The organism is Enterococcus sp. DIV0240d (genome assembly GCF_051711245.1).
Taxonomy (GTDB): Bacteria; Bacillota; Bacilli; order Lactobacillales; family Enterococcaceae; genus Enterococcus_D; species Enterococcus_D casseliflavus.
In genome coordinates this window covers 128,462-147,170 of sequence record NZ_JBIOMG010000001.1, presented here as the reverse complement: position 1 = coordinate 147,170, position 18,709 = coordinate 128,462, and the positions used below count along the sequence as shown (strand labels likewise).

Annotated in this window: 16 protein-coding genes and 1 pseudogene; 16 read left to right on the top strand and 1 reads right to left on the bottom strand. The window is 37.0% G+C overall.

Annotated features, from left to right (window positions below; translation table 11 throughout):
* Window positions 1–500 precede the first annotated feature (500 nt).
* The 10 genes from IGJ25_RS00710 (at window position 501) to IGJ25_RS00665 (ending at window position 9,932) form a co-directional block, all read left to right on the top strand.
* Window positions 501–3,122, top strand: coding sequence for a sigma 54-interacting transcriptional regulator (locus IGJ25_RS00710; RefSeq protein ID WP_225000774.1), 2,622 nt, complete (start codon window positions 501–503; stop codon window positions 3,120–3,122).
* Between the two features lie 142 nt (window positions 3,123–3,264).
* Entirely contained in the window at window positions 3,265–3,681 is a 417-nt protein-coding gene (locus IGJ25_RS00705) for a PTS sugar transporter subunit IIA (RefSeq protein WP_142652036.1), read from the top strand.
* A gap of 2 nt (window positions 3,682–3,683) precedes the next feature.
* A complete protein-coding gene (locus IGJ25_RS00700) occupies window positions 3,684–4,184 on the top strand; it encodes a PTS sugar transporter subunit IIB (RefSeq protein WP_225000775.1) in 501 nt (166 codons plus the stop codon).
* A gap of 29 nt (window positions 4,185–4,213) precedes the next feature.
* Window positions 4,214–4,972, top strand: a complete 759-nt coding sequence (locus tag IGJ25_RS00695) for a PTS mannose/fructose/sorbose/N-acetylgalactosamine transporter subunit IIC (protein WP_225000776.1) — start codon at window positions 4,214–4,216, stop codon at window positions 4,970–4,972.
* Window positions 4,965–5,780 carry a PTS system mannose/fructose/sorbose family transporter subunit IID gene (locus IGJ25_RS00690; RefSeq protein ID WP_225000777.1) on the top strand — a complete coding sequence of 272 codons (816 nt, stop codon included), beginning with the start codon at window positions 4,965–4,967 and terminating at the stop codon, window positions 5,778–5,780. The genes IGJ25_RS00695 and IGJ25_RS00690 overlap by 8 nt, the downstream gene beginning before the upstream one ends.
* Window positions 5,781–5,789: 9 nt before the next feature.
* The gene (locus IGJ25_RS00685) at window positions 5,790–7,298 is read left to right on the top strand and encodes a glycoside hydrolase family 43 protein (RefSeq protein ID WP_225000778.1); all 1,509 of its coding nucleotides are present in this window, start codon (window positions 5,790–5,792) and stop codon (window positions 7,296–7,298) included.
* Window positions 7,299–7,325: 27 nt separating this feature from the next.
* Window positions 7,326–8,033 (top strand): HAD family hydrolase, encoded by a 708-nt coding sequence (locus IGJ25_RS00680; RefSeq protein WP_225000779.1) that lies wholly within the window; start codon window positions 7,326–7,328, stop codon window positions 8,031–8,033.
* Between the two features lie 255 nt (window positions 8,034–8,288).
* Window positions 8,289–8,504 carry a hypothetical protein gene (locus tag IGJ25_RS00675; RefSeq protein WP_204686160.1) on the top strand — a complete coding sequence of 72 codons (216 nt, stop codon included), beginning with the start codon at window positions 8,289–8,291 and terminating at the stop codon, window positions 8,502–8,504.
* Window positions 8,497–9,072 carry a Fic/DOC family protein gene (locus IGJ25_RS00670; protein WP_225000780.1) on the top strand — a complete coding sequence of 192 codons (576 nt, stop codon included), beginning with the start codon at window positions 8,497–8,499 and terminating at the stop codon, window positions 9,070–9,072. Before IGJ25_RS00675 ends, IGJ25_RS00670 begins: the two co-directional genes overlap by 8 nt.
* Before the next feature lie 626 nt (window positions 9,073–9,698).
* Window positions 9,699–9,932, top strand: coding sequence for a helix-turn-helix domain-containing protein (locus IGJ25_RS00665; RefSeq protein ID WP_010748885.1), 234 nt, complete (start codon window positions 9,699–9,701; stop codon window positions 9,930–9,932).
* Here IGJ25_RS00665 and IGJ25_RS00660 read toward each other — a convergent pair.
* Window positions 9,915–10,043 (bottom strand): annotated as a pseudogene (locus tag IGJ25_RS00660) (helix-turn-helix transcriptional regulator); the annotation flags it as partial. The gene IGJ25_RS00665 and the pseudogene IGJ25_RS00660 overlap by 18 nt on opposite strands.
* Before the next feature lie 610 nt (window positions 10,044–10,653).
* Here IGJ25_RS00660 and IGJ25_RS00655 point away from each other — a divergent pair.
* The 6 genes from IGJ25_RS00655 (at window position 10,654) to IGJ25_RS00630 (ending at window position 18,317) form a co-directional block, all read left to right on the top strand.
* Complete coding sequence (locus tag IGJ25_RS00655; protein WP_081117109.1) at window positions 10,654–12,612, top strand: alpha-glucuronidase; 1,959 nt, start codon at window positions 10,654–10,656, stop codon at window positions 12,610–12,612.
* Window positions 12,613–12,751: 139 nt separating this feature from the next.
* Window positions 12,752–14,077: an ABC transporter substrate-binding protein gene (locus tag IGJ25_RS00650; protein WP_010748888.1), complete on the top strand. Its 1,326-nt coding sequence runs from the start codon at window positions 12,752–12,754 to the stop codon at window positions 14,075–14,077.
* A 91-nt stretch (window positions 14,078–14,168) separates the two neighbouring features.
* Window positions 14,169–15,053 carry a carbohydrate ABC transporter permease gene (locus IGJ25_RS00645; protein WP_010748889.1) on the top strand — a complete coding sequence of 295 codons (885 nt, stop codon included), beginning with the start codon at window positions 14,169–14,171 and terminating at the stop codon, window positions 15,051–15,053.
* Entirely contained in the window at window positions 15,054–15,929 is an 876-nt protein-coding gene (locus tag IGJ25_RS00640) for a carbohydrate ABC transporter permease (protein ID WP_010748890.1), read from the top strand.
* Window positions 15,930–15,938: 9 nt separating this feature from the next.
* Entirely contained in the window at window positions 15,939–16,655 is a 717-nt protein-coding gene (locus tag IGJ25_RS00635) for a hypothetical protein (RefSeq protein ID WP_010748891.1), read from the top strand.
* 27 nt (window positions 16,656–16,682) lie between these two features.
* Window positions 16,683–18,317 carry a glycoside hydrolase family 43 protein gene (locus IGJ25_RS00630; RefSeq protein ID WP_438779050.1) on the top strand — a complete coding sequence of 545 codons (1,635 nt, stop codon included), beginning with the start codon at window positions 16,683–16,685 and terminating at the stop codon, window positions 18,315–18,317.
* Window positions 18,318–18,709 lie beyond the last annotated feature (392 nt).

The window sequence follows — 18,709 nt, the reverse complement described above, 5'->3', positions numbered from 1 at the left end:
TCTTCTTGATATTCCCTTGTGGTATTTTGTATGTTCTGTAAAAGTAGTCTCATATGCTTCTTAGTGTTCTTGCGATTTTCTTAATTGTATGAGCTCGAGAGTTCAAAATATTTACTATTTTAAAATCATTAATCGTACAGATGGTTAGTTACTGAAACGAATTTGTTTGATGAAGTGGCCTTGGTCACTTCATCAATAGCACTTGAAAACAGAGTTGTCTAATCAATCTTCTCCATAAATTGAAGGGGTCATCTTTACATCCAGCTGTATATTTGATTTCACATTCTTTAGCTATATTTTTTATTATTTGTTAATATATTGACAATGGAACTAGCTGTAAAATCAGTAATTTCAACTGAGTTAATACTCAAATTGAATTGAGTTAAATCATAAGAAATATATTTCGGTGAGCCTCGAACTTTTTGTATTAGACACATTTTAAAATCTGAAGTATAATTCAGTCAATATCTTTTAGACACATCTATAGCTAGGAGGTAAAGATGAAAAAAAGTGCTAAAAATAAGGTGTTTGAAACTCTTATAAGTATTACAAATCAAGAGGAGTCTCCATCTGCTACTGCTGCTGATATTGCCTTTATTCTGAATATTTCTAGACAGAATGTTAGCCATTATTTAACCAGGCTAATGGAAGAAGGGTTTGTAGATAAAATTTCTGGGAAACCTGTTTATTGGAAACCAATTAAACAGAATATGCTTGAAAATTCTAATGAAGAAACCAATTCTTTCCAAAATGTAGTTGGTTATGATGGTAGTTTGAGGGAAATTATTCAAAAGTGTATTTCTGCTGTTAAGTATCCGCCAAGCGGGTTGAATATACTAATAAATGGTAGCACTGGTGTTGGTAAAAGTTTTTTAGCAAATCAAATTTTTAATTATGCTAAAGAAGTTGGAATTATTGGACAGAGTGCACCTTTATCAGTTCTGAATTGTGCAGATTACGCGGACAATCCTGAATTATTATCTTCAACACTGTTTGGGTATAAAAAGGGAGCATTTACCGGAGCTGAAAAAGATACCAAAGGATTATTGTCGCACGCAGATGGAGGATATCTTTTTTTAGATGAAATCCATAGGCTTTCTCGTGAAAACCAAGAAAAACTTTTCTTATTTATGGATACAGGAAAATACCGACCTATCGGGGAAAATTCAGATTGGTCGGAAGCCAATGTTCGCTTTATTTTTGCGACTACGGAAAAAAGTGAGGACTTTTTTCTGGATACTTTCGAACGGCGTATTCAAGTAGTGGTAAAAATACCTGATTTTGGTGTGCGACCGTTAATTGAACAAATTGAGTTTGTTCAATTATTTTTCCATAATGAAGCAGAGATTCTTGAAAAAGATATTTTAGTTACCAAAGAGGTATTAGAAATTTTACTTACACATTCAATATTAGGTAATATTGGTCGACTAAAGAATATAATCAAAATAAGTTGTGCGGATGCGTATAGTAAAAGAAGTGGTTCAAACCTAGTAGTTACCAAAAGAGATCTGCCAATTGAATCACTAAAACAAGTGTCTAGAGAAGTCGCCTTTCCAATTAATGATTTACTTATTTCATATAAGCAACCTTTCTCATTAAATAAGCAGAATTTTTTTGACTTAGATGAGCGGTTAGAAAAAATGATGACTCAATTTAACAATAACGATTTGTCAGCGAGAACAATCGTATTAAAAAAAGAAATTCAAAGCTTAATTACATTGTTGGATCAAAAATTTCAATTAACAGATTCACAACAACTGAAAATGCAAATGTACCAAAAGATCTGGCAAAAAAAAGTTCAAAAAAAATATGGCTTGATTAATAGTTATCCTGCTGCTGAAGTTAGTAGCAGGATATATGCAAACATACCAGAATATAGCGTAAATCTTTCTAAGCTAGTTAGAAGTCTAACAAAAGAATTCCCCAGAACGGCCTATGTATGCTCGGCATTTTTGGATCATTTACCAGCACTTACTCAAAATGAGCGAGAACTGTTAGAATTGTTACTTATTATAACTTTATCTGATTATGTGGATGAGAAGCTACAGTTAAAAGGTTTATTATTAGCCCACGGAGATTCTACCGCAACAAGTATCCAATCAGTAGTAAATCAGCTGTGTGGAGATTACGTTTTCGAAGCTTTTGATATGCCTATCGAAAGTAATGTGTTAGAAGTCGTGCAATTAACAAAGCGGTTTGTAAACAATCAAGTCAATACTAATGGGCTAATTTTAATTGTAGATATGGGATCATTGAATCAAATTTATACGAAAATCAAAAGTGATTTAAAAGGGGAGTTATTAATTCTGAATAATTTGACTACCTCGATTGCTTTGGATATTGGCCTAAAAATGACCAATAACGTGCCTTTTAATCAAATATCGGAAGATGCTGTCGGTAAGTATTCGGTGAATGTTCAATATTTTGAAGGTTTTTCTCCTAAAAAAAATATCATCATTTCTTGTATGTCCGGTTTAGGAATTTCCAATAAGCTAAAAGATATCTTTTCAGAATATTTATCAGGAGATACAATTGAAGTTTTTGTAAAAGAATACCGAGAATTACGCGAGTTAATTAGTCAAAATGATGAAAAATTTTTTGACAATACCAAGTTAGTTATTACAACTTCGGATCTCCCTAAATCATTTTTAATACCTAATATAAATATATACGATATTTTAGAGGGGGAGGAAAGTGATCGCTTTGAACAGATTTTCCAAGATGAGCTTACTCATCAAGAATACTTAGAGTTGATTCAAGAGCTAGTGAAGTTCTTTTCGATAGAAGGCGTTGTCAGTCGATTAAATTTTTTAAATCCAGCAATCGTCATTTCTGAGGTGGAAACAGCCATATCAAAGTATGAAAATTATTATAGATTTACTTTAAATGGTAGAATCAAGTTAAATTTATATATGCACACAGCTCTGATGATGGAACGTTTATTTTTGTCTCGAACCGAAAAATCAGAGGAACCAACCCACGAGTTATCTCCAACTGAAGAAGAGTTCTATTATGTTTCTCGTAGTATCTTCCAACCGCTTGAAATGAAATATAATTTGAAGGTAAATGCTTATGAGCTTTCATTATTATATGAATTATTACGTACATTTTTAAAAAAATAATATGTCTAATGGAAGTGTCTAACTTTTTTTGTGTGTTAGACACTTTTTTTTATGTGCTTAAAAAAGGCTTTATAGCAATTTTTTGATTACTTGGCACGATTATTGCTTTAAATATTATGTAAAGGAAGCGAGGTGAATTTCAATGAATAAAATACTATTAGCATCTCATGGAGAGCTTGCAAAAGGAATGCAAAATACTGTTGAGATGATTACAGGGGATAAAGGAAGAATTTATGCGTTGTGTATGACCCCAGAGAAGGATCCGAGTTTTATTCTAGATGAAACACAAAAGATAATCGATGGAATGGATCAAGATGATCACCTTTTTATGTTCAGCGATTTTCCTGGGGGTAGTGTAAATACAGCATTGACAAAATTTATTACTAGTGAAAATATTCATCTTATTTCTGGTATGAATGTTGCAATGTTGCTTGAGTTTGTAATGTCAAATGTAGAAGATGCTAGCCAGTCCATTGTTAATAGCGTTGAAGCAGGAAAAAATGCAATCCAAGAAGTAAAATTCAAAAAAATTATTGAAGAGGATATTTGGGAGGATTAATAATGATTAGTTTATTAAGAGTAGATGATCGACTTATCCATGGTCAAGTTGCAGTAGTGTGGTCTAAATTTTTAGGAGCGACTAGAATTGTTGTTGCAAATGATCAGGCTGCTAGTGATGAGACACAAAAAATGGCTTTATCAATGGCGGTTCCTTCAAACATTAAAGCAGCATTTAAAACAGTAGATGATGCAGTTGGTATGTTACGAGACCCGAGAGCTGAAAAATTAAATATTTTTGTAGTGGTAGCATCTCCTAAAGATGCGTTGAAATTAGTGAAAGGGTTACCAGAACAGGTCAATGAAGTAAATTTAGGTAATTATGGAAGAATGAATAACTTGGAGGGGGCTAAGAAAGAACAGTTATCTCGAAATATTTTTGTTACGGATGAAGATAAAAAAGATTTACGAATGATTGACGAAATGGTCAATGATTTATACATTCAAACAATTCCATCAGATTCAAAAACACAAATTAACTTTGGAAAGGAGAATTGGTTATGATATATGAATCGTTAGTTGTCGGGGGACTAATGGCATTTGGATTGTTTTCTGATAAGGCATTAGGGGATCCGATGTTAAGACGCCCATTGGTAATGGGGGCATTGGTAGGATTATTGTTAGGAGATTTGAGGCAAGGGTTAATCATGGGAGCAGCAATTGAAGTTGTTTTCTTAGGAACTTCTCAAATCGGTGGTTCACTACCATCAGATACAATGACTGGATCAATTTTCGGAACAGCATTTGCAATTCTTACTAATCAGAATGTTGAAATCGCATTGACTTTGGCTATTCCAATTAGTATGTTAGCTGTTGCTATTAATCAGGCTTGTCTTTTTGTAGTCGGCCTTTTCTTGGATCGTTTCAATTCCTTGGTTGATAAGGGTGAATATAAGAAATTTGCTACCTTACATTGGGCACTTTGTTTAGCTCAATGTGCCGTGTATTTTATAGTTGGATTTGTCGGCATTTCATTAGGAACTACAGCCATTCAACATCTATTAGACATTATCCCTCAAGTGATTATGGATGGCCTTACTTTAACCGGTCAAATTCTACCTGCATTAGGGATTGCACTTCTATTAAACATGTTGTGGGATTCTAAAATTGCAGTCTTTGCTTTATTGGGATTTGTTTTAAATGCATATCTTGGAATGCCGTTGATGGGTATTGCTTGTATTGGAATTGTAGTTGCAGTTGTAGTTGGACTCCGAGATAAAGAGTTGGTTGAAATGAGTAATAGTAATACAACTAGCACGTCAACAACGAATGGAGATGATTTCTTTGACTAAACTAGAAAAAAAGGAATTGAATAAATTAAATCGTTCTAGCTTTTATCGTTCTTTGACACTGTCAGGCTCATGGAATTACATCAATGCCCAAGGAAATGCTATGGCATATACATTATTTCCAGCTTTGAAAAGAATCTATAAAGATAAACCTCAAGAATTAAAAGAAGCAATGAAGAGAAATATGGCATATTTTAATATATCCCCTCCATTTTCAACATTTTTGGCAGGTGTCACTACTAGTATGGAAGAAGAAAATGCAGCAGACTCTTCCTTTGATGCAGCTTCAATCAATGCTGTAAAAGCTAGCTTAATGGGGCCTTTAGCAGGTATTGGTGATTCTTTATTTTGGGGAACCTTTCGAATTATTACTACTGGTATTGGGATTAGCTTAGCTGAACAAGGAAATGTATTAGGTCCAATTTTGTTTCTAGTGTTGTTTAATTTGACCTATATGATTCCAAGATTTTATGGATTTAAGTTCGGCTATAATGTGGGTGCACAATTCATCCAAAAGGCTTATCAAAATGGTTTGATTAACATTATAACGAAAGCCGCTACTATCTTAGGTTTGATTATGGTAGGGGGAATGATATCTTCAACTGTATCCATTTCTACTAATTTTGCGTTCACTGTTTCAGGGACTGAATATAAAATTCAAGAAATTCTGGATCAAATCTTTAAAGGTATGCTTCCTATGCTTGCCACAATTGCTTGCTTTGGTTTAGTTCGAAAGAAAGTTAGTGCCAATAAAATTATTATTGGAATTCTGATTCTATCAATGATTCTTGCAGCAGTTGGATTCATTTAGGAGGACGCTATGAAATATCATAATCCAATTCTTAAAGGATTCTATCCAGATCCTAGTGTTTGTAAATTCAAAGGAAAATATTACTTAGTCACATCGACATTTGAGTATTTCCCTGGGATTCCGGTTTTTGAAAGTGATGATCTCGTAAATTGGGAACAAAAAGGACATTGCCTAGATAAAAATAGCCAATTAGATTTAACTAATAGTGAAACTTCCAAGGGGTTATTTGCGCCAACGATTCGGAGTGACGGTAAACGGCTATATATTATCGTAACCAATGTTACAATCATGCGGAACTTTTATGTTTATACGGATGATATTGAAGCTGGGTGGTCCGAACCAATATTTATTGATGGTTGGCCAGGAATTGATCCTTCTTTATTCTTTGACGATGATGGAAAAGTATACATTCAAGGAAATGCTTATAAGTCTAATGAAGCATTAGGAATTTATCAGGCCGAAATAGATATCACAACCGGGAAGCTACTTTCCGAAAGAACCTATATTTGTGCAGGAACTGGTGGAAAGGCTCCTGAGTCCCCACATGTGTTTAAACGTGATAGTTTTTATTATCTTTTAATGGCTGAAGGTGGTACTGAGTATGGTCACATGGTGACAATTTTTAGAAGTTCTTCTGTTTGGGGACCATATGAATCTTGTCCCTCAAACCCAATTCTAACCCACCGCAGTATTCAAAGTGAAATCCAGTGTGTAGGGCATGCAGATATGGTAGCAGATGATTTAGGAAATTGGTGGATGGTTTGTTTAGGAATTCGAGTGAAGGGTAGTCATAGTTATTATCATCATTTGGGACGAGAAACCTTTTTAACGCCAGTTACTTGGAACTCAGAGAGATGGCCAATCGTTAATAAGAACAATAAACTTGAATTAGAAATGGACGGTCCATTGATTAATCCACAGGTCATCAAAGAAAATAGTGTATCGTATAACTTTATGGAGTTAGACCAAATTCCAGATAGAATAATTTTCCTAAGAAATCCTGATGTGAATAACTATCAATTTATTGAAAATAAAGGAATGATGATGTACGGATCTGAAGGGGGATTGTCTGATGTAAGCACGGTTTCTTTTTTAGGAATTCGTCAGTCTGAGTTTAAAATGTATTTTTCAGTAGAAATTGATTTTAGTAATCATAAACAAGGAAAATTTGGAATTTCAACCTTCATGTCGAAGGATTTCCACTATTCTGTAGAGGTTGATTCGGCTTATAATAAAATTTCCTTCCGAAAGAAAATTGGAAGCATTAACTATATAGTTTGTGAATACGACTTGCCAGCGACGTCCTCCATAGAATTAAAGGTAACAGCAGATGAAAAATACTATTACTTTTCTTATATTGTAGAAGAAAATGAACATGCGCTGGGACAAGCAGAATGTGCTTTCTTAGCATCAGAATTATCTGGTACATTTACTGGAACGATTTTAGGAACATATAATCACGGGAATAAAAAACAAGTAGTATTAGTGGAAAAATTAAGTTATTTAGAAAATCAATAGAATTCCTATTTTTAAGGAAGTGTTTGAATGTGTAAAGCTGTATTATTTGACTTCAATGGCATCTTACTTCCGGATTCTCCTCAAAACGAGGCGGCTTGGTTGGAGTTTGCTAAAACTACTGCGGGGAAAATTTTATCACCCTCGGAATTTCAAGAAAATGTACATGGTAAAAATAATCGTTTGGTATTGGAGTATCTTTTTGACCGTAGCTTTACCAAAGAAGAAAGTATTCAATGGGGAGAAAAAAAAGAGAAAATCTATCGCCAAATGGTAAGACAGACGCCCAAGACGCAACAATTGCTATCGGGAGCACCAGAGTTTCTGGATTATTTAAAGGAGAGAGGAATCCCAGTAAATATCGCAACGGCAGCTGGATATAGCAATGTTCGTTTTTACTTTGATTTTTTTCATCTTGATCGTTGGTTTGATTTCGATACAATCGTGTATGATAACGGTGAGATGAAGAGTAAACCTGCTCCAGATTACTATCTACAGTCAGCCACAAAAATTGATGTTGATCCAAAAGATACAATTGTTTTTGAAGATTCTTATTCTGGATTACTGGCAGCAAAAAATGCTGGAGTAGGAAAAATTATTGCTATTGAAACTGAGGATAATCGCGATAATCTATCATCATTAAAAATTACCAATATAGTTGTAAAAGATTATTTTGCTCCTGAAGTGAAAAAACTATTTAATCAAATTAAAGTGAGCCATACAGTTGCTAAAATTTAAATCGTTTAAAAAAGCCCATTCTATCGGATTGCATTGATAAAATGGGCTTTTGTTGTTATTAGTAAAAATAATGGTTTTTTCTCAATTATCGTATTTGTATAATGGAGTTCTTCTGTTTTGTCAAGGTATGGTTACTATAAATGTCTTTGGCTATTATAGCATTAAATTTTTCGGTAGAACAGATTCGAGAACGTATGGAAGCTGTGAACTCATGGTATAATAGTGACTAGCATATTGGATAAGGGGTTGAAATATATGTCTGATTACAAATATTCAATAAAAAACACCACAAAAATCGAGCGTGAAAAACTTCGTAATGTAGCCTTGAGTTACTCAACATTAGATGCAGCAGCCCCCTCAGAAGATACAATGAAATTAGTAGAAGAGTATGTTGCTGGAAATATTGAAATTGCAGATGCTTTAGAATCGGTTATTGAAAAATACCGTAATATGGGTTTACAAAATGTTTGATCCCTATGTAATTCCTGGTACAGATGTTTTGAAGAATCATCTAGGGATAACTGATAAAGAGCTTCTTGATAAGGCAGAGGCAGATATTACCTACCTAAAGTTACTAGATATTGACGCTTGGTTTGAGAATAGACCACTTAACTATGAAACACTTTTGGCGATTCACGGGTATATATTTGGTGATTTATATCCTTGGGCTGGGCAACTAAGAACGATTGATATTTTTAAGGAAGAAGAGGTTTTAGGCGGTGTATCCTTAAGGTATGGGGATACTTCTTCGTTAACTGATCAGATTGTGGCTGTTCTTGATAAATTGAATCAGGTTTCCTGGTCAGAAATTAGTTTAGAAGAAACAATACCGTTGTTTTCTGATCTAATTGCTAAACTGTGGCTGATTCATCCTTTTCGAGAAGGAAACACGCGGACGATCATTCGGTTTGCTGGCTTGTTTGCAAATACGAAAGGTTTTCCGCTAAACTCTAAATTTTTACGAGACCATGCAAACTATGTAAAAAAATCATTGGTGCTATATTGTGTTGAAGAGGCTCCTGAAAAGGTTATTTCTTAAAAATCATGGGTGAAGCAATTAATGACTTTTAAAATTGATTCCTGTTACTTATAAAAAGTAGTCGTGTTCTGGTTTGCGTATTTTTTTGATGTACGTTTTGATGTACGAGTTGCTTGAAATCAGTTTAAATTGATTGATATATAGATTTGAGAAAAATCTATAAAAACCTTGATATTAAAAGATAATAAAACTTGTTTCGTTATTTATAAGCAAAACCAGGTCTTAAGAAAGCTCGTAAAGCTTCTCAATTTTCAAAACGTTAATCTTTTTATCGAAGATTCGAGACACTCTCTTTTTGGAGAGTGTCTTTTTTCGTATCAAATGGTAAGTTTGAGTAATTTTTCATTATTAATCGGTCCTTTTTACAACCAAATAATTTGATTAATACCTCTAGCATCGATGACCATGATCGAAATTGCTCAGGTGTTATTTATAGCGCATTAATATCTTGTTGAGTAATGGTTTTAATCGGTTGATTCTTCTTTGTCAGGAATTCTTTATTTTCATTTTTCGATGTTATAAGGGTACCTTCTTCTATATTTATAAACTTCATGTCTATACGAACAACAATCTAAAATTATTGTACTATACCATGTTTATATAGACAACACGAGGAGGAAATATAAATGAACGAAAATGAAGGTGATAGAAAAGTGAAAGTGCTAATCAACGATTTATTAGCAGAACGTCAGATGTCTTTAAGAGAACTCGCAAGGTTGTCGGGAATTGAGCCATCAAATTTAAGCAATTTGGCAAATGGAAAAAGACAAAAAATTTATTTAGAACACATTGAAAGGATTGCAGATGCGTTGGACATTGATGATATCTCGAGGATATTAAAGTTGAGTAGGAATGTCTAATTTCCCTGACTCATAGCGGGAGTAAGTGGTTTGGCTGATATTCAGTAGTTTAGCAAGTTGTTCTTGATTCAAGTCTTTGTCTTCGCGTAAGTCGCGAATTCTATGATACACAAAATCACCTCATATGATAATATTAATACGGTCAAAGAGATTACAGCATAATAACAAATTGTACACATCGATTACTTTATCCATCAAAAAAACATAAATCATTTCTGTTATTAAATCATTTCCCTCAGATTTGGTCTTGCTTTCCAAAACGGGTTTCTATACAATAGAGGGGAATAGAAACCGAATAAAAAAAGGCACCCCGTATCAGAGTTGGCGCTCCAATACGAGGCCTTGAAAAGTCACGCGAACTGACTAATCAAGTTGCCATAGTCAATACCCTAAGGTATCGACCTGTTTATTGTACCTAATATTCTGTTCTTTTTCTAGTAGGAAAAGCAGATTTTATGGGATTTTATGCAGGATGCCTTATGCTTATTTCGCTATGTCAAAAGGATTGGACAGTCGTCCAATCCTTTTTTTGTGTTTCAAATGGGGAAGTTAAAATAACAGGAGATTGACGCATTCCAATTCTAAAACAGAGTGTCGGCAAGCCTCGGTTTCTATTCGTCTATCAAATAATCAAAAAGTTCTGAGGAGGGATTCACATAGAAAGTGAAGTTGCTTGGAAACTGCCGGAAGGGATTTTTTAGATAAAAGAGGGGATGAAGCAATGAGAAAGAAAGACGAGTGTTGGCTAAAAAAGCGTGTAGCAACTGATGTAGTTTCGACATATAGTTTCGAGCAGTCGGACCAATTGACGGATACGATCAAACGAGAGATGCAGTTATTATTTCCAATGTGCCGCTGTGTGGAAGAGACAAATGCAGAGTTATATTTCAAAAAGGCAACGGATGCGCTGCTTGAGGATGAAGGATTTGAGATCAGTCATGAGCACAATCAGACAGTCGTTTATGCGAACACTAGTAAAGGCTGGTTATATGGCTTCTTTGAACTTTATAAGCATGTGATTCGAACCACTGAGTTGCCAGAAAATCTAAGGTCGATTCCCAATCAAGCCATTCGTATGGTCAATCATTGGGATAATTTTGATGGGACGATCGAACGTGGCTACGCTGGAGAATCGATTTTCTATTCAAACAATCAGTTTCGGCAAGACCATGAAACGGTACGCGACTATGCGCGTTTCTTAGCTTCCATCGGAATGAATGCGGTTTCTATCAATAACGTGAATGTTCGCGGAGATGCCAAATGGTTTATTACGGAACCGTATTTGATTGAGATTAAAAAGATCGCAGATACATTCGCTGCCTATGGGATTCGGACGTTTTTAAGTATCAACTTTGCGGCACCTATATCCGTTGGAGGACTAACGACCGCCGACCCGTTAGCTGAGGAAGTTATTGCATTTTGGCAAAAAACAGCAGATACAATCTATCAGGTGATGCCGGATTTTGGTGGGTTTGTAGTCAAAGCTGATTCTGAAGGGGAACCGGGACCGTTTGTTTACGGGCGTGACCATAATGATGGTGCCAATATGCTGGCACGAGCGTTGCAACCCTACGGAGGGCTACTGATATGGCGCTGCTTTGTTTATGACTGTTTACAGGATTGGCGAGATCGTTCAATTGATCGTGCCAAAGCTGCCTACGACCACTTTATGAAATTAGACGGTACGTTTGAGGAAAATGTTATTTTACAGATCAAAAATGGACCGATTGATTTTCAAGTACGAGAACCCGTGATGCCGCTTTTTGGCGCGTTAAAATACACCAATCAAATGTTGGAATTCCAAGTAACGCAAGAGTATACCGGACAACAAAAGCACATTTGCTGCTTACTACCGATGTGGAAAGATGTGCTAGATTTTGATACGAAGCATCCACTTGAACACGCCACAGTAAAGAAGATTCTACCAGAGCAAAGTCCAAATCCTAAATACTCTGGCGTGGCAGCAGTCGTCAATGTCGGCATGGATGATAATTGGACCGGACACAAGCTAGCGCAAGCGAACCTTTTTAGCTATGGCAGATTGATTTGGAACAATGAATTAAGCACAGAAGCTATCCTTTGCGAATGGATCGATTTGTCCTTTGAGTTAGATGATTCTGCAAAAAAAAGACTACTTGCAATCCTCGCTACGTCCTATCAGACCTATGAAAATTATACTGCCCCGCTAGGTATCGGTTTTATGGTTCGTCCCAATCATCACTATGGGCCTGATGTCGATGGCTACGAATATGATAGATGGGGGACGTATCACTTTGCGGATAGAAAGGGCATTGGCGTCAATCGAACGTTAAAAGACGGCACCGGCTATGTAAGGCAGTATGCGGATGCTTGGTGTGAAACATACGAAAATGTAGAAACTTGCCCAGATGAACTTGTCTTATTTTTCCACCATCTGCCATACGACCATGTCTTACAAAGCGGCAAAACGATCATTCAACACATTTATGACACGCATTTCGAAGGCTATGAAAAAGTAGAGGAATATGTTACCGAGTGGGCTTCCTTACAGGGACAAATCGATGAAGAAAGTTATCAAAACGTCGCCGAACGATTGCAAGAACAAGTTCGTTCTGCTAGAGATTGGCGGGATCAAATCAACACGTATTTTTATCGTAAAAGCGGCATTCCAGATGCACATGGACGTCAAATTTATGCGTAGAAAGAGAATCAAGTGCTAGATTTAAAAGAAGTAATAGCACGTTTAGATCACTAAGAAAAAAGATTTCAATCAGAGGTAAAATTTTTTGTAATATAAGTTAGTTTATCCAACTTACTAAAAAGAATCAGGAGGAAGAGTGATGAAAAAATGGAAAAAACAATTGATAGTGGTAGGTTCTTTGCTTTCGATATCTTTGGTGTTGGCTGGATGCAATGCTGGGAGAAAAAAGACTGAGACAACGGGGAGTGGTGATCGAGTAGAAATCAGCTTTAGTTGGTGGGGAAATGACGATCGCCACCAGGCAACCCAAGAGATGATCGCTCATTTTGAAAAGGAGCATCCTGAAATTGCAGTCAAAGGAGAGCCGAGCGGCTTTGGCGATTTGGATCAAGCCTTCACGACGAGGTATGCTGGCAATACTTTGGCGGATATCACGACTTTACTCTACAATTGGGTGCCGCAATTCGGACAAAATGACGGGTTTTATGATCTTAATACAATCGATAGTTTGGATCTGTCCACCTATGAACCTGATTTTTTGGCATTCGGACAAGTTGATGGAAAGCAGGTTGCCGTTCCTTATGGGGAAAATACTTTAGTTATGTATTTAAACAAATCCGAATATGAAAGACATGGTATTGATGTCACTACGTTGAAGACGTGGGACGATTATGTGGAAGCCGCTAAGAAGTTACCAGAAGGGACCTTTTGTGTCGTATCCCCAACTTGGCGTTTTCCAGTAACCATTTGGTTGCAACAAAAGACTGGAACGTCTGAGTTTGATGAACAAGGAAATATGAATTGGACAGAACAAGACTATTTAGAAGCGATGACTTGGTATAAGGAAATGGCAGATGCTGGGGTCTTCGTTTCAAGACAAGATTATTTAGAAAATGTCGGCTCAGAACCGGTATCCTTAGCCACCAACAAAAAGTGGATTGAAGGACAATATGCGGGCGGTATCGATTGGAATGCCAGTATGTCTTCTAATTATGAAGCATTGAAAGAAGTAGGGGATGAAATGGTCGTCGTTGACTACCCAATCGCAGAAGGCGGCACCGAGGTGAATTTAATGTCAAAACCTTCACTCCTTTTTGCCGTTCGGAAAAATGTTGAACATCCAGAGGAAGTAGGCACATTTCTAAATGAATTTTTAAATGGCGAGGAAGCAAATAAAATTTTGGGTCTTTCCAGAGGGATTCCTGCTTCAAGCAAAGCGATCGAAACGTTGATGGAAGATGGACAATTATCAGGTGTGATGAAAGAAGGATTTGAGTACGCCCAAAGTGTCGCAAAAATCAACCAAACACCGTTCTATGAAGATGGTACCTTAACGACTATTTACACTGCAGAAATGGAAGCTGTCGAATTAGGACGAACGGATTTAGAAACAGCTGCTCGCAACGTCTACACGAAAACAAAAGAACAAGCCGAAAAGCTTGCGAAAGACTATAAATTGCAATAGGCAACTATCCGCATGCTTTATGGGAGTGAATGGCTTTTGTTTGCTTCCATGAAGTATCGTGAATCGTTGTCAAAAAGATTGGAGGGATTTTATGAAAAAGGAAAAAGTGGGCTTGATCTATGTAACCCCTTGGCTGATTGGCTTTTTACTGTTGACCGCTTGGCCGATCTTGTCCTCATTTTATTACTCACTGACCGATTATTCTTTGGCTCGTGTCGGACAGACACCTACATTTTTAGGCATTCAAAATTATGTGAATCTCTTTAAGGATCAAACGTTTCTTGATTCGATGCGGGCGACACTGATTTATACGGTGTTTACTGTGCCTTTTCAACTAGGGTTTGCATTGTTCGTTGCGTTTATTCTGAATTTCAAATTAAAAGCCATCAATTTCTATCGGACGGCGTATTATATTCCCTCGATTCTAGGGGGAAATGTGGCCGTTGGTGTGCTTTGGCGATCAATGTTTCAACCAGAAGGTTTGGTGAATATTTTTCTAGGAACCGTTGGCATCGAGCCAATCAACTGGTTATCGACACCTACAGGCGCAATGGTCGTCTTGATTCTCTTGAAAGTGTGGCAATTTGGTTCCTCAATGTTGATTTTCTTAGCTGCATTGAAGGAAATCCCCCAGGATTTGTATGAGTCCTCGAGTTTGGACGGTGCATCAAGGGTGACCCAGTTTTTCAAAATTACGATTCCTTTGATCACACCAACCATTTTTTTCAACTTAGTGATGCAACTGAACAATGCCTTTCAAGAATTTAACGGTCCTTTTATTGTCACCGGTCGTGGTCCCCTCAATGCCACGTATCTGTCCTCAATGTTTATTTATGATAAAGCATTTAAAGAATTTGATATGGGCTACGCAAGTGCGGCAAGTTGGGTGTTGTTTGCGTTGATTGTTTGTTCAACGGTTCTTCTTTTCACGAGCCAAAAACGATGGGTCTATTATTCTGATGGAGGTGGGAAATAAATGGAGGCAACCCCTGTAGCATCTGCAAAAAAGAAGCACTCGAATAAGCATGGTCAAGCACTGATTCGCTATGTTTTGTTGACGGTCGTTGCACTGATTATGCTGTATCCAATTATTTGGATGGTTGGAGCGTCCTTCAAAACGAACACAGAGATTTTCACATCAATCGGCTTCATTCCTTCAACGATTGATTTCCAAGCATATATTGATGGTTGGAACACCAAGGGCGATTATACGTTCACCTTGTATTTTATCAATACCTTTAAATACGTCATTCCAAAGATTCTTTTTACCGTTGTCTCGGCGACTCTTACAGCCTATGGATTTGCTCGGTTTGACTTTCCATTCAAGAAAATCATGTTCTCGTTGTTAATGGCAACGATGTTTTTACCTCAAGTCGTAACCAGAATCCCCTTGTATCTCTTCTGGAATCGCTTGGATCTATTAGATACGTATGTTCCGTTACTGGCCAATTCATTTTTAGGACAAGAACCCTTCTTCGTGTTCATGATGATCCAGTTTATGCGTTCAATTCCACGGGATCTCGATGAAGCAGCGATCGTTGACGGTTGTTCTTCTTTCGGTGTTCTCTGGCGTGTCCTGATTCCGTCATTAAAACCTGCACTGATTTCTTGTGTGATTTTTCAATTCGTTTGGAGTTTCAGTGATTTCTTAGGTCCATTGATTTATATCACTTCACAAGACAAATTCCCAGTATCTCTTGCGTTGCGGCTCAACGTTGATCCATCTACTAATACCCCATGGAATCAAGTGTTTGCAATGTCGGTGATCTCATTGTTGCCAGCCATCATCTTATTCTTCAGCGCACAAAAGTATTTTGTCGAAGGTGTCACAAGTTCGGGTATCAAAGGATAGGAGGTAAGTATGAATCCTTTCTTTCACGCTATTTCTGAGTGGACCGTTGCCATTGTCCACTCAGCCTATCGGCTTTTGGTTTATCAACTGTATTTCATCCTGTCGAATAGTTTACTCCTGATGCACTTGTTTTTTCTTCGATTGACTCTGAATAATATTGTCTTCTTTTGGGTACCCCTAGTATTTTTTATTGCAAGTCTGTCCGCTCAATTCGGCTTATTTAACAACCCAGAGCATTTATCGAATAGAAAGAACTATTCTCAGTACTATCGAGAATGCTTGAAGAAAAACTGGGGATTATATTTCTTGTATTCTCTGATTATTCTCTTGATTCTCTTTGGACTGAAAATACTGATATTATATCAACGATCTGTTATGTTTTTGCCATTTGTCCTTACGAGCTGTTTTTTATTAAGCAGTATGCTCTTTGTCTTACTGATCTCAAGCGATTCCCGCGTCACTCAAATCCCATTTAAGAAGAAAATAGAATGGTCATTGCTGATAAGCTACCGTTTGCCTTCAGTCACTGTTTATAATAGTGCATTTATTGGACTGTCGATCTTTTTGATGCAGTATTTTTCTTTGGCGTATCTTTGTTTTCTTAGTGGTGCAATCAATTACGGCGTGTATCGTAATTTGATTCGACGATTTTCACTTGATTTGTTTTTTGAGGAGTGGGGCAACAAGAGCGAACGGCTTGAAATGAATACTAATCAAAAACTGTAGCTTAATTTTAAAAAAAGAGGTGTTTCTATGAAAATAAAAAATCCTGTCTTATCCGGCTTTCACCCTGATCCGTCCATCATCCGAGTAGGAGATACGTACTATCTAGCTAATTCAACGTTCGAATGGTTCCCTGGGATTCGTTTGCACGAATCAAAAGACTTGGTCCATTGGAAACTGCTGGATGCTCCTCTCGATTCAGTAGAGATGCTAGACATGAAGGGAAATCCGTCGTCTGGTGGAATATGGGCACCAGACTTATCATATGCAGACAACAAATTTTGGTTGGTGTTTACCGACGTCAAAGTTGTGGATGGGGCATTTAAGGACATGACCAACTATTTGACTACCGCAACGAACATCCATGGACCGTGGACTACACCGATTCGATTGAATGGCGTTGGCTTTGATCCCTCTCTGTTTCATGATGAGGATGGCAGAAAATACCTCGTGCAACAGACGTGGGATCATCGAGAGTATAAAAATCCTTTCAATGGCATTACACTGACCGAATTTGATGTAGAAACCATGCAGTTGAAACCAGAAACTGCTCGAATGATTTATGAAGGAACGAATGTAGGATTAGTTGAAGGGCCGCATCTATACAAAATAAATGGGCGTTACTATTTATTTGTGGCAGAAGGTGGAACTGTCTTTACCCATCAAGAAGTCGTAGCTAGATCCTCTTCACTGGAAGCTGATTCGTTCGAAACCGATCCTCATGGTCCGTTTCTAACCAATTACGATACGCCTCATTCATACTTGCAAAAGCAAGGACATGGGGCACTTGTGTCTACTCCGTCAGGCGAATGGTACTATGCATCGCTATGTGCAAGACCCTTACATCGAGAAAACGAGTCGGTGACAAATCCTCGCGGATGGTCAACTTTAGGACGTGAGACCGCCATTCAAAAAGTTGAATGGGATTCTGAAGACTGGCCAAGAATCGTTGGTGGACATGGGGGACAAACAAGCGTGGAGGCACCTAAAGATGCAGTACCTACCGAAGTTTTGAGTAGCCGCTCTCATTATGATGACTTTAGTGAGAAGCAGCTAAATAAAAACTGGCAGACCCTTCGTGTACCAATTTCAGCAGAAATGGGCAATGTAGGCGATGGGAAACTAGAACTAATTGGAAAAGGAAGCTTAACAAATCGCCATGATCTTTCAATGATCGCACGCCGTTGGCAAACCTTTTATTTTGATACAATAACAAAAGTAAAATTTGATCCATTTTCTTACCAACAAATGGCAGGACTAACCAATTATTATAATGACCAACACTGGTCCTTCATTTTTATCACTTGGAATGAAGAAAATGGAAAAGTAATTGAAGTAGCTGAAAACAATCAAGGAACCTATACGTCCTACTTAAGAGAAAATGCGATTGCCATTCCAGATGATGTGGATTTTGTCTGGTTCAAAACAAAAGTCCGCAAGCAGACCTATAGATATGCCTACTCCTTTGATGGAGAAACATGCCAAGATTTACCAATCGAATTTGATTCTGCTATTCTCTCGGATGATTATGTATTACAAACTTGCGGCGGCTTCTTCACCGGAGCATTTGTCGGACTAGCAGCGGTTGATTATGCAGGCTATGACACAAAAGCTGTGTTTTGTGAATTTGATTATCGAGAGATGGATGAGGAAGGGCGCAGTTAATTATTATATTGATCTAGAGTAAACTCATTTTTTGTGAGTTTACTCTTTTTCGCTAATTTCTTTCAGTTGGCAGATGAAAAAGTGAATACCCTTAGGTGCTACACTTTTTTTTAATTTTGATTGGCGACCTTAGTTTTCCGATATTCCCCTAAAAAGCTCATCTAACAGCTCCTAACCTTATATACATTTACATATCTAACTCTTATCTTTTCGCTTTTAGTTAGTTAAAAAGCAAAAAATAAATGTGAATCCGAGCTATTTTTAAATAATTAACCAGATAATCTTCCGATTGGAACGATTAAATAGTGAATGATTGGTAGAAAAGAGATTAGAGGATGCGAGTTGTGATAAGTAAACTCATAAAAGAAGAATGCTAGAAAAGTAGAGAAAAA